The sequence below is a fragment of the Chloroflexota bacterium genome, from assembly GCA_020850535.1.
Classification (GTDB): domain Bacteria; phylum Chloroflexota; class UBA6077; order UBA6077; family JACCZL01; genus JADZEM01.
Genome location: JADZEM010000190.1, coordinates 74,422 through 88,367, shown reverse-complemented (window position 1 = coordinate 88,367; position 13,946 = coordinate 74,422). Strand labels below are relative to the sequence as shown.

General features: G+C 69.6%; 9 protein-coding genes. 6 read left to right on the top strand and 3 right to left on the bottom strand.

Features of this window, described 5'->3' with window-relative positions:
• Positions 1-219 precede the first annotated feature (219 nt).
• Positions 220-1,935, bottom strand: coding sequence for a molybdopterin-dependent oxidoreductase (locus IT306_27685; GenBank protein MCC7372228.1), 1,716 nt, complete (start codon positions 1,933-1,935; stop codon positions 220-222).
• A 354-nt stretch (positions 1,936-2,289) separates the two neighbouring features.
• On the opposite strand from IT306_27685, the gene IT306_27680 reads away from it, so the two are divergent.
• Entirely contained in the window at positions 2,290-4,425 is a 2,136-nt protein-coding gene (locus tag IT306_27680) for a DEAD/DEAH box helicase (protein ID MCC7372227.1), read from the top strand.
• 191 nt (positions 4,426-4,616) lie between these two features.
• Positions 4,617-5,234, top strand: coding sequence for an MBL fold metallo-hydrolase (locus IT306_27675; protein ID MCC7372226.1), 618 nt, complete (start codon positions 4,617-4,619; stop codon positions 5,232-5,234).
• A gap of 82 nt (positions 5,235-5,316) precedes the next feature.
• Here the strand turns inward: IT306_27675 and IT306_27670 are convergent, their stop codons facing one another.
• Positions 5,317-6,378, bottom strand: coding sequence for an Ldh family oxidoreductase (locus IT306_27670; GenBank protein MCC7372225.1), 1,062 nt, complete (start codon positions 6,376-6,378; stop codon positions 5,317-5,319).
• 418 nt (positions 6,379-6,796) lie between these two features.
• On the opposite strand from IT306_27670, the gene IT306_27665 reads away from it, so the two are divergent.
• From IT306_27665 to IT306_27655, 3 genes are all read left to right on the top strand, one after another.
• Positions 6,797-7,909: a copper oxidase gene (locus IT306_27665; protein ID MCC7372224.1), complete on the top strand. Its 1,113-nt coding sequence runs from the start codon at positions 6,797-6,799 to the stop codon at positions 7,907-7,909.
• 117 nt (positions 7,910-8,026) lie between these two features.
• On the top strand, positions 8,027-9,376 hold the full coding sequence (locus IT306_27660) for a hypothetical protein (GenBank protein MCC7372223.1): 1,350 nt from the start codon (positions 8,027-8,029) through the stop codon (positions 9,374-9,376).
• A 197-nt stretch (positions 9,377-9,573) separates the two neighbouring features.
• Entirely contained in the window at positions 9,574-11,727 is a 2,154-nt protein-coding gene (locus IT306_27655) for a GAF domain-containing protein (GenBank protein MCC7372222.1), read from the top strand.
• Positions 11,728-12,269: 542 nt separating this feature from the next.
• Here IT306_27655 and IT306_27650 read toward each other — a convergent pair.
• Positions 12,270-13,265, bottom strand: coding sequence for a CoA ester lyase (locus tag IT306_27650; GenBank protein MCC7372221.1), 996 nt, complete (start codon positions 13,263-13,265; stop codon positions 12,270-12,272).
• A gap of 99 nt (positions 13,266-13,364) precedes the next feature.
• Here IT306_27650 and IT306_27645 point away from each other — a divergent pair, with 99 nt between their 5' ends.
• Positions 13,365-13,784: a RidA family protein gene (locus IT306_27645; protein MCC7372220.1), complete on the top strand. Its 420-nt coding sequence runs from the start codon at positions 13,365-13,367 to the stop codon at positions 13,782-13,784.
• Positions 13,785-13,946: the final 162 nt, after the last annotated feature.

Sequence of the window (13,946 nt, the reverse complement as noted above, 5' to 3'; positions counted from 1 at the left end):
TCAGGGCGATTGCATGACGAGCACGTCCTGCGACCTCGTCGGGGACTGAAGTCCCCGCCTACAGTCATTCCGTCGCTGCGCGACGGAGACCGGGAACAGCCGTCGTCCGGTGAGACTGGAGCGTCGCGCAGCGACTGCAGGATCGTAGGCGGGGCTTTCAAGCCCCGACGCGGGGGCACGACGACATCAACATGCAATCGCCCTGCGTGTGGACGGTCGTCAGCCGACGCGCAGCAGGATCGTGTGGTAGCCGGTCGAGCCGGAGGGGAACGGCTCGGCCTCGCTCTGGATCTGCGGCTCGCCAGTGCCGTCGATGGCGCGTGCCTTCACCGTGTAGGTGCCCGGACCAAGCTGCTTGCGGAAGATCCAGAGGTTCCAGGAGTTGAGCGCCAGGGCGGGCTTCACCTGGGCCTGTTCCCAGGTCTTGCCGTCGTCCAGGCTGATCTCGACCCTGTCCACGCCCCGGAAGCCGGCGAACGTCACCCCGCCGACGACCACGTCGCCGGGCGGCAGCTGCGCGCGGGTCGCCGGAAAGTCGATGCGCGTGGCCGTCTGATAGGGGGCACGGTCGTCCCAGCCCTGCTTCGCCCAGAACCCCTTGTAGTCGTTGTCCACCAGCTCGATGCGGGTGATCCACTTGACGTTCTTCATGCCGTAGATGCCGGGGATCAGCAAGCGGGCCGGGTAGCCATGCTCGCGCGGAAGCTGCTCGCCGTTCATCTCGTAGGCCAGGAGTGTGTCTGGGCGCGTCGCGACCTCCAGCGGGATGCTGTCGGTGTAGCCGTCGTCGGCATGGAAGACCACGTCTCGCACGCCCGGCTTGAGGGCCGCCCGGCTCAGGATCTCGACCAGCCGCACGCCCTTCCAGTGGGCGTTGCCCCAGAGGTCGCCGCCCACCGTGTCGCTGATGCAGTGGAGCGTGTAGTAGTCGCTGAACGCCGGCAACGCCTTGATGTCGGCGTAGAGGTAGGTGGCAGGGTTCTCCACCAGCCCGTCAACCTTCAGCGACCACGTGCTCATGTCTACCGTCGGATCGATCAGGTTCTTGGAGACGGTGTAGAACTCCTTCGCAGCCGTGACCTCGGGGCTGAGGTTTGGCACGTCGAAGGGGGCCGGGGCGGGCGTCTTCGGTTGGACCGTCATCGGGACGGGCGGCGCGTCCGGTCGGGGAGCCGCGCGGACCGGCGCGCTGCCAGCGGCGGCCGGCGCGGGCGGCTGCTCGGCCACGGCGGCCGGCGGGCTGGCGCTCGGCGCAGCGTCGACAGACTCTGATGCTGGCCCGCCCGGCGCGGCCGTCTCCGTCCCGACGGTGCTGGTCGGTGCGCGCCCACCCAGCAGCTGCCGCCAGGCTGTGCCCACCGCCGCCACGGCCATCAGGCCGGCCAGCATCCCGAGGATCGCGGCCCGGCGCTCGGCCATCACGACCCCCGGGCGCGTATCCGGCTCCAGCGCGCGCAGCAGGAGCAGCAGCGACCCGCCGAAGCTCCCGAACACGAGGGCAAGCTGCACGGCCATCGTGACGGTGCCCGCTCGGGGGTTGGTGCCGAAGACGCCGAGACCCAGCAGCGGCAGGACGGCCAGGCCGAAGATCGCCCAGATGGCGGTAGCGAGGGCCAGCGCCCGCCTCCAGGTCAGCGGGCCGTATGCGAAGCCCCGCCCCAGCAGCCCGCCGACCAGCAGCGTCCCGATCAGGATGCCGACGTAGAGCGTCGGCTTGGCGGCCGTACGCAGCGCTTCGAGAATGGCCGAGAAGACGGCTGCCGGCATCAGGCTGATGAACGCCTCGCCGATGACCTCCGGGAGGGAGGGAACCGCCGTTGCGACGCGCAGGACGACCATCGCCACGGTCATCGCGACGGCTGCGCCGACGCCGGCCAGGAAGCCGCGTCGCCGCCGCTGGCGTGGTTCGCGCCCAGCACCCATCTGCATGCTCATACGAAGGCTCCTACCGGCTGGATGCTCGGCGCACGGTTCAGGATGGTCGCAGCACGGTCCCTGCGCGCAAGCGTACCGCGCTGGGCATCCCGTTGTCTGAAGATTCCTACGTTCCTATGACGTGAGCAGATCGGTCGAATGTGCGCCAAACCCGTACGGAAACGGACCGGACTGCGCCATGCGGACCAGGGAGAGCAGGGATCGTGCAGGTCGCGGTATACTGGAAGCGACCTTGAAACGTTTGCAGAGAAGCTTGACAGAGAGCACGTCACGCGAGAGCGCCAGCAAGAGGGGCACGAAGCGATAGGGCTTCGTCGCCCCTTTTTCGTGTGCGCCGGAGGAAATGTCCGCACTATGCAGCTCGTAGAGACCCCACCAGATCCCGAGCAGGCGACGAAGCGCCGCCGCGCCAGCACGCGTGCGCAGGCCGTCGCCGTGCCCGCCGAGACCCCGGCGACCGAGATCGCCGCCCGCCCCGTGGCGGCCGCGCCGAAGCCGCGCCGCACCCGCAAGAGCACCGCCGCCGTCGCAGCAGAGGCCGAGGCCATTTCGGCGACGCCGGTGGCTCCCGCTGTTGAGGCGGTTGCGCCGCCTGTGGAAGCGGTGTCAACCCCTGAGGCGGCGGAAGCGGTGTCAACCCCTGAGGCGGCGCCGGAAACGCCCGGGAAGTCGCGCCGAACCCGCAAGTCAGGTACCGCGTCGGCAGCATCGTCCACGCCCGAAGCGACTCCCACATCAGCGGCTGCGCCCGAAGCCCCGGCTCCAAAGCCGCGCCGCACACGCAAGGCCGCTGCCACCGTCGAAGCTGTGCCCACTGCCGAGGCATCGTCTGCGCCTACTGCGGCCGACCTGACGACGTCGGCTATGACGGAGCCGGCGTCCGCGCCGGCGAAGCCGCGTCGCACTCGCAAGACCAGGGTGACCCCGGTCGCCGAGGCCGCGGCATCCGCGCCGGTCCAGCCTGCCCCCGCGCCGGTCCAGGTCGCCCCTGAGCCGGCGGCAGCCCCGGCAAAGCCGCGACGGACCCGTCAGGCGGCCCGCGAGGCGGCCGCCGCCCGTGCAGCCGAGGCGGCGGCCGCTGTGGCAATGCCTGCCGAAGCGGCAGCAGCTGCCGAGCCAGCCGTTGCGCCCGCGCCGGCCGCTGCGCCCGCGCTAGCCGCTGCGCCCGTGCCAGCCGTTGTCGACGACTGGGTGCCCACCGTCACCCGGGTCCGCATCGTGGATGGCCGCGAGGAGCGCTACGAGGTTCCCGTTGGCAGCGATGGCCCGCGCAAGCGCCGCAAGGTGCGCCGGGTCCGTCCTGCTGCCGAGGCTGACACCTACGCCGGCCCCACGCCGCTCGATCCTGGCCCGTCCCCCGACGAGCCGAAGGTGCTCGCGTTCGGCGGCGTCCTGATGACGGCCCAGACGGCCCGTTCGCTGGCCGACATGGGCTTCGTCAACCCGACCGAGATCCAGCAGAAGACGATTCCCCTCCTGCTGGAAGGCCAGGACGTGGTGGGGCAGGCCCAGACGGGCACTGGCAAGACCGCCGCGTTCGGCATCCCGCTGGTCGAGCGCATCGACCCCTCGATGCTGGTTGTGCAGGCGCTGGTCCTCGCGCCGACCCGCGAGCTTGCCAGCCAGATCTCCGACGAGCTGACGCGCATCGGGCGGTGGCGTGGCGTCCACGTCGCTGCGATCTACGGCGGCGCGAGCATGGGCAACCAGCTGCGCGACCTGAAGCGCGGCGCACAGGTGGTGGTCGGCACGCCCGGCCGCATCCTCGACCATCTCAAGCGGGGAACGCTCTCCTTCGAGAGCGTCTCGTACCTTGTGCTCGACGAGGCCGACCGGATGCTCGACATGGGCTTCATGCCCGACGTGGAGCGCATCCTCCGACGGACGCCGCGCAACCGCCAGACGGCGCTCTTCTCGGCCACGGTCCCGACGGTGGTGCGGATCATCTCGCGGCGGCACATGCGCGACGCCGTGACTGTCCAGTGCAAGCCGGAGCAGCCGACGGTCGCCGCCGTCGATCAGGTCTACTACGAGGTGGCCGAGCGCGACAAGCCCGAGGCGTTGCGGACTGTCCTGCTTGAAGAGCAGCCCGAGCGGGCGATGATCTTCTGCCGGACCCAGGTGGCCGTCGACCGGCTGACCCGGATCCTCCGTCGGGACGGCATCCCGGTCGAGGCGATCCACGGCAGTCTCGGTCAGAACCAGCGCGAGCGCGTCCTGGCGGACTTCCGCAGCGGGGCGATCACCCTGCTGATCGCCACGAACCTCGCGGCGCGCGGCCTCGACATCCCCGAAGTCAGCCACGTGATCAACTACGACATCCCCGAAGAGAGCGAGTCCTACGTCCACCGCATCGGGCGGACGGCGCGGATGGGCCGCGAGGGGAAGGCGATCACGTTCGTGGCTGAGTGGGACGAGAAGTCGCTGAGCGAGATCAAGAAGGTCACCAACGGCGCCCTGCGCGAGGAGCGGCTCAGCCTCTACGCGTAGGCGTGGGCCGTGGGCGTGGGCCGTAGATCGTCGGTGTTGGGGCGCCAGCGCCGACTGTCCGGCTGCTGCGGCCTTCGAGTGTGTAGAGTTGTAGGGGTGCGGTGGAGTGCGGTGGCTGCTCCACCCCCATGACCCACGATCTACGACTTACCACCTACGATCTACAACCTAACACCCACGCAGGAGGGCGCATGGCTGGCTGGCAGCGCGTCACGGCGAACGGCGCAGACTTCGAGCTGAAGACGCTCCAGGTCGGGACGTTCGAGAACGTCGTCTACATCGTCCGTGACCCCAACACCAAAGAGGGGTACGTCATCGACGCGGGCTGGGAGCCTGACAAGATCGCCGCGGCCGTCGAGGACACGAAGGTCAAGGCGATCCTGATCACGCACGGCCACTGGGACCACCACGATCAGCTCGACCCGCTTAAGGCGACGCTCGGCGTGCCGGCTGCCATCGGGGAGCTGGATCAGGGGATGTTGAAGTCGCCGCCAGAGCAGACGCTCGTGGACCGGCAGGAGCTGCCGTTCGGCAAGAACGTGCTGACGGCGATCCACACGCCCGGCCACACGCCCGGCAGCACCTGCTTCACGGTGGGCAACCTGCTGTTCAGCGGCGACACGCTCTTCCCGGGCGGCGTCGGCAACACCAAGAACGAGACCGGGCACTTCTACACGATCATCCGGAGCGTCGAGTACAAGCTGCTCTCGCTGCCCGACGACACCGTGATCTACCCTGGGCACGGCAAGTCCTCGACCATCGGAGCCGAGAAGCCGAGCCTGCAGGAGTGGAAGGATCGCGGCTGGTAGTGCCGGTCGAGAGCGGCCCTCACTTCCGACCGAGGGAGGGCCTCCCTCGGTCGGAAGTGAGCGCGTCTCTCTGCTCCCGTCTCTACGGGAAGCTGATGCCCAGCTCGGCCGCCGTCTCCTCGAACTCGCGGCGCACGCCGTCCGGGATCGGGATGCCCTCCACCAGCCGGTGGGCCTTCTTGGTGGCCTCGATCTCGCCGGGCGCGTAGATGGCCGTGGCGCCGGCCGCCAGTGGCGTCGCCTTGACCTCGCGGATCATCTGCGCCAGCCGCTCCTTGAAGCTCGGCAGCGGGATCATCTTGTCGATGTCCAGCACGCCGAACAGATGGCCGATGTCCTGCTTCGTGTCCAGCTTGCCGTAGAGCGGCCCGATGTGCGTTCCGAACGACGCGCCCGTCAGGGCGCCGCTCAGGATGTCGATCATCATCGAGATGACCGCGCCCTTGTAGCCGGCCATCGGCATCACGGTGCCGGCCAGGGCCTCCTGCGTGTCCGTCGTCGGGCGGCCCTCCTTGTCGAGCGCCCAGCCCGGCGGGATCGTCTTGTCGCCGCGCGTGGAGGCCAGCAGGATGTGGCCCCGCGCCACGACGCTGGTGGCCATGTCCATGATGACCGGCCCTTCCTCGCTCGGCACGGCGATCGAGAACGGGTTGGTGGACATGTACGCCTTCGCGCCGCCCCAGGGGGCCATCGCGGCCGGACCGTTGGTCATGCCCAGGCCGACCATGCCCGCCTCAGCCGCCATCGTCGTGAAGTACGCCGTGGCGCCGAAATGATTACTGTTGCGCACCCCGGCCCAGCAGGAGCCGGTCTCGCGGGCGCGCTTGATCGCCTCGCGCATGGCGTAGGTGGCCACCACCGAGCCGAGACCGTTGTCGCCATCCACCACGATGGCCGAAGGCGCATCCGAGACGACCTCGATCTTCGGGCGCGGGTTGGTGATGCCGACCTTCAGCCGCTTGACGTAGATCGCCAGCAGCCGGGTGATCCCATGGGTGTCAACGCCGCGCAGGTTTGCCTCGATCAGGTTGTCGGTGACAATCGCGGCGTCCTCGTCCGGCACGCCGGCGGTGGTGAAGGCGCGCAAGGTGAACGCGCGCAACTGTTCGACGGGGTAAAGGGTTCCCCCGGCATCCTCTGCCATGTGGACTCTCCCTGGTGGGTCTGGCCGGCCAGGTCTGGCCACCCTGGCCTGGCCGGCCGACGGCTGGCCGAATCGTCGTCGATCCTGCGAATCGCCTGCGGGAGAGTGTGACACCCCCGGCCGGGACAAACAAGCACCGCTGCTGAATATCGCACACAGGCGCTGACCAGGGGAGTATAGGCTGTTCAACCTACCCGCCAGGGTAGGCAGGCGGCGGCATGCTGTCCTACCCATTCACGGAACGCGCCCGCCATGTTTGGGACACCTGCCCCAGCCGCGACGGGGCGTCGCCCGTCGATGATTCTCTCTGTGGCGAGGCTGGCTGACTGCTCTGAGGCGGGGCGCTTGTGTGCTGCGCCCAGAGTTCCGATTCGGGTCTCGTGCTGCTGTGAGGATTTTTTCGGAGGACCCGTTTTCGATGCGTGGGATGTTCATTGCGCTGATGGTTATGGGGGCCGTCTGGACGGGCGGACTCGTCTGGTCGGTCCTTGGTGGCATGGTCCTGGTGCCCTCAGCAACCGTGATCAGTATCGGCAGCGGGCGGACGACCGCGCCGTCCGGACCGGCCGCGGCGGCCCCTGCGTCCGCACAGTCACAGGCGGCCAAGCCCGTTGGGACGGCCGCGGCACAGACACAGGCGGCGGCGCAGGCCGCGGCCAGCACCGCGCCGGCCTCCAGCCATGAGGGCCATGCGGTCTCGCATGCAGACATCGTCCCGACGTCCACCAAGGGCAATCAGGTCCTTGAGCCGCGCATCGTGGACGGCGTCAAGGTGTTCGACATCACGGCATCCGTGGTGAAGTGGGAGATCGCGCCGGGCGAGTTCATGGACGCCTGGGCTTACAACGGGATGGTGCCCGGCCCGCTGCTGCGCGCCACCGAAGGCGACCGCATCCGCATCAACCTGAAGAACGAGCTGCCCGAGCCGACGGTCATCCACGTCCACGGCCCGATGCTCCCGAACGCGATGGACGGCGTGCCGGACGTGACCCAGCCCGTCGTGCAGCCTGGCGACAGCTTCAGCTACGAGTTCGAGGCCAAGCCGTCGGGGACGTTCCTCTACCACACGCACCACAACTCGGTCTCGCAGAAGTCGAAGGGCCTGTTCGGGGTCATGCAGATCGACCCGAAGGGCTTCGTGCCGACCTTCGACCGCGAGTACTTCCAGGTGGTTGGCGAGCTGAACGGCTTCTTCGTCATCAACGGCAAGGCGTTCCCGGCCACCGAGCCGCTGGCGGCCAAGCTCGGCGAGCGCGTCCGCATCCACCTGGTCAACCTCGGCGAGATGATCCACCCGATGCACAGCCACGGCTTCGCGACGAAGATCGTGGGGACGGACGGCCACGTCGTGCCGGATGGCGCACAGATCACCAAGGACACGATCACGATCGGCCCTGGCGAGCGCTACGACCTGGACTTTGTGGCGGACAACCTCGGCAACTGGGTCTACCACTGCCACATCCTGAGCCACGTGCAGAACAAGGGCGTCGAGCCGGGCGGCATGATCTCGGTCATCGCGGTCACCGAGTAGGCGAGCGGCCACGCGCAAGACCTGAACGGGGGTGGCTCAGTACGGGCCGCCCCCGTTGGCATACTACAGAGGCAGAACACACGCTTTGAAGCAGACCGTATCGTTGGAGAGCGTGCGATGACGACGACGGCCCCTCCTCGTCTCTTTGTGCCGGCGCCCCCGTTTCCGCCCGCATACGGCCGCGCCGCGAGCATCGCGCTCGGACTGGGGCTGTTCGGCGGCTTCCTGACGGGGTTGTACGCGCTGGGCGCGCCGGCCTTCGGGTGGCCAGGGCAGGCGTACGCGCCGCTGGTGCAGGCGCACGGGCAGATCCAGACCCTCGGCTTCGCCGGGCTGCTGATCGTTGGCGTCGGCGGGCTGATCCTGCCGGGCTTCTGGCGCGCGAAGCTGGCGCACCCTGAGGCGCTCTCGGTGGCCGGCTGGCTGGTGGGCATCGGGTTGCTGGCGCAGCTTGTCGGGCAGCCGCTGCCGTCGAGCATCGTGCGCTCGGGGCTGCTGATCGTGGCGGCGCTGCTGCCGCCGCTGGGGTTCGCCTGGGCCGGGCGGCAGCTGGTGGCCGCGCGGCCAGCGTCGGCGGGGCGTCCTGCTCCCTGGGAGTGCCTGCTGCTGGTGGGAGCCTTTTCCCTGGTGGGCGCGCTGCTGGTGCGGGCAATCTCGCTGATCGGGCTGGCGCAAACGGGGATGCCGGCGGACTACGGCCTGCCGCATCAACTGCTGGTGCTGCTGGAGGTGGACGGCTTCCTGCTGGCGGCCACATCTGCCGTGCAGCTTCGGCTGCTGCCGCCGCTGGCGCGCGTCCGCCCCGTGAGTCAGGCTCTGCCGTGGCTCGGCATTGGCGGGCTGGCGCTGGCGTTGCTGGCGCGGGTGGCCGGTCTGGTGCTGGACGCCCCGCTGCTCGCGGTTCTCGGCATCTGGCTGAGCGCCCTGGCCGTCCTGGCGCTCTTCATCGCGCTGGGCCTCTGGCGGCCGGGCGTCCCGCCCACGGTCGAGGCCCCGGCCACGCTCCTGCCGGGCCGCACGCGCGTGGTGCTGCGTGTCTGCTGGGCGGGCTTGCTCATCAGTCAGTGGGGCCGTGCGCTTGGGGTGCTGCCGTCGGACGCCATCACCCACGCCTTCACGGCGGTCTATCTCGTGCCGCTGATCGTGGCGATCGGCATTCGGATGCTCCCGCGCGTCTCGGCCTACCCGATCCGGTTCCCGGGGCTGTCAGGGGCGCTGGTCTGGGCGGCGGTGGCCGGCGGCCTCCTGCGCGCGTTCGGGCTGGTGATCGGCGGGCTGCTGGCGGACGGCTCGGCAGGCGTGGCGCTGGGGGCGCAGCTTGGCTGGCTGGGCGGCGGGCTGCTCACGACGGTCATGGTGGTGTTCGTGGTGCTGGCGTGGTCGCCGTGGGGCGTTCCGACCGGGCCGCAGCGGTCGGAGATCATGCAGATCGAGGTGCCGGGCAAAGCGCCGCGCCGCGCCTGCTGACCGGGCTGCTGCCGTTATACTGGCACGCGAAGGCGGTGGCTGGCGCGCCGTGGCGGCGGGGCGTTGCAGTGCCTCTCCGGAGGGCTATCGCCGGGTGACACCCTGGCTGGGATGGCGAGCGGCTCATGGCAATTCCGAGCGAGCGAATTCGAAAGCCGAAACCCGTAGGCGCGCGCTCGCGCGTCTCTGAGACACTGGTGGCCTTGAGCGACGCGCTGGCAGTACTCGCTGCCGAGCGCTCGATCAACCGGGTGCTCCAGCGCATCGTCGATCTCGCCCGCGAAGTGCTGGGCGCGAAGTACGCTGCTCTGGGTCTGGCGGACGCCGATGGCCGCATTTTTGAGTTCATCACCAGCGGCCTGACCCCCCAGGAGCGCGCCGCGATCGGGCCGCTGCCGCGCGGGCACGGGCTGCTCGGCGTGCTGATCCGCGAGGGCCGTCCCGTCCGCACGAACAGTATCGGGCGTGACCCGCGCTCGTCCGGGTTCCCGCCGAACCACCCGCCCATGACCTCGCTGCTCGGCGTCCCCATCAAGCTGGGCGACCGGGTGCTTGGCGATCTCTACCTGACCGAGAAGATGAGCGGCGAGGAGCTGGACCCGGCCGGCTTCGACGAGACGGACGAGCAGCTCGCCCTGCTGCTGGCCCGCCATGCAGCCGTGGCGATCGAGAACGCCAACCTCAACGACGAGCTGGAGCGGCGGCTCAACCAGGTCTCGACGCTCCGCGAGCTGGGGCAGGTCATCGGGCAGGAGCTGGACATCGAGCGCGTGTTCCAGCTTGTCGTGGAGCGGTCGGCTGAGCTGCTGGGGGCCGCCCTCGTCGCCATCGCGCTGAAGGATCCCGTCAGCGACGTCTACACCTTCGAGGCAGCGGCCGGCCGGCGGGCCCGCCGGCTGCTTGGCCTGCGCGAGCTTGGCGGCGCGAGCATGATCGGCTGGGTGGCCGCCGCCGGCCACGGCGAGATCGTCGAGGACGTGGCGCACGACTCGCGCGTCAGCCTGCGCGTCCTCGAGGCCGTTGGCGGTCGCAGCGGCATCTGGGCGCCGCTGATGCGCGGCTCTCGCGTTGTCGGCTGCCTGATGGCGTTCGACCGGCAGGCCGGCGGCGTCTTCGGCGAGGCCGATCTCCGGCTGGCCGAGGCGCTCGGTCAGCAGGCGGCCGCGGCCATCGAGAACGCCCGCCTCTACGAGAGCGCCCGCCACGAGGCCAGCACCTCCCGAGCGCTCTTGCGTGTGACCCGGGCGATGAACGCCTCGATCCGCCTGGAGGAGATCCTCCAGTTGATCGTCGATTCGTTGTCGGAGCTGATCGGGACGCCGGCCGTCGCCGTGTCGCTGCTGGCGCCGGATGGCGTCCATTTCGAGCTGGCGGCGACGCGCGCCCTGGCGGCGACGGTGGACGAAGCCGGCGACGAGCTCGACCCGCGCGTGAGCAGCCTCGCGCCGCTGGTGCTCGGCGGCGAAGGCCCCAGCGTGGTCGCCGACACCCGTGACCGCCCAGACCTCGAGTTTCCGACTTTGCGAGATGGCACCGTGCCGCGCTCGGTGGCCGTCTCCCCGATCCGCCTCGGGGAGCGCATCCTCGGCGTGGTCGAAGCGTACTCCACCGAGCCGAACCACTTCAGCTCCGACGACACGACGCTGCTCTCGGCCTTCGCGGATCAGGCGGCGACGGCCATCGAGACGGCCCGCCTCTTCGGACAGACCCGCGAGCTGGCGCTGCTCCAGGAACGCGACCGCATCGCCAAGGAGCTGCACGACGGCATCATCCAGACCATCTACGCCGTGGGTCTGAATCTCGAATATTGCCGCCTTGCCGTGCACGAGAACCCCGCCGAGGTGGAGGCGCGCATCGGGGATGCCACCGCCGGCCTCAACCGGGCCATCTCCGACATCCGCAACTACGTGCTGGATCTGACCCACCGCGTCAGCGGCATCGCCGGCCTGCGGGAGACGGCCCTCGGGCTGGCCAACGAGTACGGGCAGCCCTCCGCGCCCGGCGAGATCGCCGTGGCGATCACCGTGGACATCACAGACGAGGCCTCCACGGTCGCGCCGCCCGAGCGCCGCTCCGAACTGGCCCAGGTGCTCCGCGAAGCGATCGCGAACGCGATGCGCCATGCCCGCGCCTCGAGCGTTGTGATCACCGGCGCGGTCGAGCACGGGCGGCTCGTGCTGACCGTGGCGGATAACGGCGTCGGGTTCGACGTGTCGGCCGGCTCGACGGAGGAGCACCACGGGCTGCGGAACATGGCGAACCGGGCGCGGATGCTGGACGCCAACCTGAACATCGACAGCACACGTGGGCGCGGCACGACGATCACGCTGTCGGTGCCGATCACCAGTTAGGGCAGCCACGTCAGCGGCGTACTCGTGCTCCGCGAGCAGAAGACTTTCGGTTCCCCGACCAGGACCGCATATTCTCGCGCCGAACGTTGCACTTGTTTCAGCGCGGCCGAATGAGATGCTTTGCGTGTCGGCCCGCGGTCCTCAGGAATCGGCCTGCTCGATCCTACTACGTTGAGGAGTCCCGACAGTCAGATCCCAGGTCGAGCCCTCGAAATACAACTCGGCGAGCGCTTCGACGACCGGAGGGCTCCTGTACCGTCGCCGTACGCTCATCATCGGTCACATCCTCGCCAGCCTGGCATGTTCATGCCGCCTGGCCCCCATGCCTGGCCCCCATGACGACTGATGCCACTGCACGGTCACCATGCTCCGATGCGGTCTTGACGACCATCGTCCCGCAGCATCTCAGCCCGTAAACCAGTGTAACGAGTTAGCCCGTAAGCCAGTGTAACGAGAAGAGCTCAGGTGCTGAACACTTCCATGCGCGTCAGCAGTCCACGCCCATGCTTATGGCTGCACCCAATCGTCCACACCGCCAACGGTCAGCTCTCGCCGGCGGCCGCCAGCGCCGCCCGAGTGCGCGCCTCGCGGGCCGCAATCGCCTCAGCGCGTGCCAGCAGCGTCTGCGCCCGCTCGACAATCGGGATGTCGATCATCTTGCCGTCCAGCGCGATGGAGGCCCGGCCGGACGCCTCAGCCTCGGCGTAAATCTCGATCACCCGACGAGCGTACAGGACCTCAGCCTCGCTCGGGCCGTAGCAACGGTTCAAGATCGCTACCTGCGTCGGGTGGATGCAGCTTGCGCCCCGGAAGCCGAGCGCCCGCGCCCGCGCTGCCGAGCGCTCCAGCCCGGCCAGATCGGCGTAGTCCGCCAGGGTGCTGCTCAGGCCGTGTGGCTGAATGCCGGCCAGCCGCGCCGCCACGATGACCATGCCCTTGCCGTAGGCCTGCTCCTCGCCCGCTGCCGAGGGGGAGACGCCGATGTCGCGGGTGAAATCCTCAGCGCCCAGGCTCAGCGCCACGACACGCGGGCTGGCACAGGCGATCTCGGCCATGTGCTGCACGCCGAGCGCCGACTCGACCAGCACCGAGACGTCGATGCCGCCGACGGGCAGGCCGCGCGCCAGCTCGCGCTCGGCGATCAGCCGGTCGACGATGTGGACCTCGATGGCCGACTCGACCTTCGGGAAGACGATGCCGGTCAGCCCGGGCCAGATCGCTGCGTCGAGGTCGGCAATCGCCAGCGCGAACGGCTTATTGATGCGGACCAGGACATCGGCGCCGCCCCGGCCGGCCAGGCCAATCGCTTCCTGCACCAGCGTGCGGGCTGCCGCCTTCTCGCTCGGTGGGATGCTGTCCTCCAGGTCGAGCACGATGGCGTCTGCGCGGCGCGTGTAGGCCCGCTCGACGAACCGGCGGACGTTGACGGGCAGGATCAGCGACGAGCGGCGCACGAGCGTGCCCGTCCGAGCCGCTTGCTGCTCCCGAGACGGCGTGACGAACCAGCCATCGGCGTTGGTGGTGTGGACGAAGCTCACCCTGGGCCTCCCGCTGCTGCATGCCGTCGGCACGGCGCAGGGGGAGGATACTGTGCCTGCGGCGCGGCCTTGCAGGGCCGCGCCCGGGAGAGCAGCATCATGGCCTTTGAGAGCGTCCCGTTCGGCCGGGCGGCCGGCCAGAACGCGATGGGTATGCCAGTCGCGTTCTGCAACGCCATCGCCTTTGACCTGACTGATGTTCGGCGGCTGGTCTACGTCTCGGGGCAGCTTGCCGTGGACGCGGACGACCAGTTGATCGGCGTCGGCGATGTCGGGGCGCAGACGGAGCAGGTGCTCAAGAACATCGAGCGCTCGCTGGCGCAGCTGGGCGGCTCGCTGGCGGATGTGGTGCAGGTGACGGTCTTCGTGAAGGAGATGACGGACCTGAAGGCGATCCACGAGGTGCGGCTGCGGATGTTCAGCCCGCCCTACCCGACCAGCACGCTGGTGGCGGTCTCGGCGTTCGTGCACCCTGACGCGCTGATCGAGATCAACGCGGTGGCAGCGCTGCGCGGCTGACGAGTGCCCCGTGCAGTCACTCCGATCATATCGTCGGTACCGGGAGATGACCCGGTGCGCTGCGCGGCTGACGAGCGCCCCGTGCAGTTACCCGGCGCGGCGGGAGCACATGGGCGCCCCGCCGTGCAGGCCGGCTGCCGTCAGCCGCGGTGCGCTCGGGGG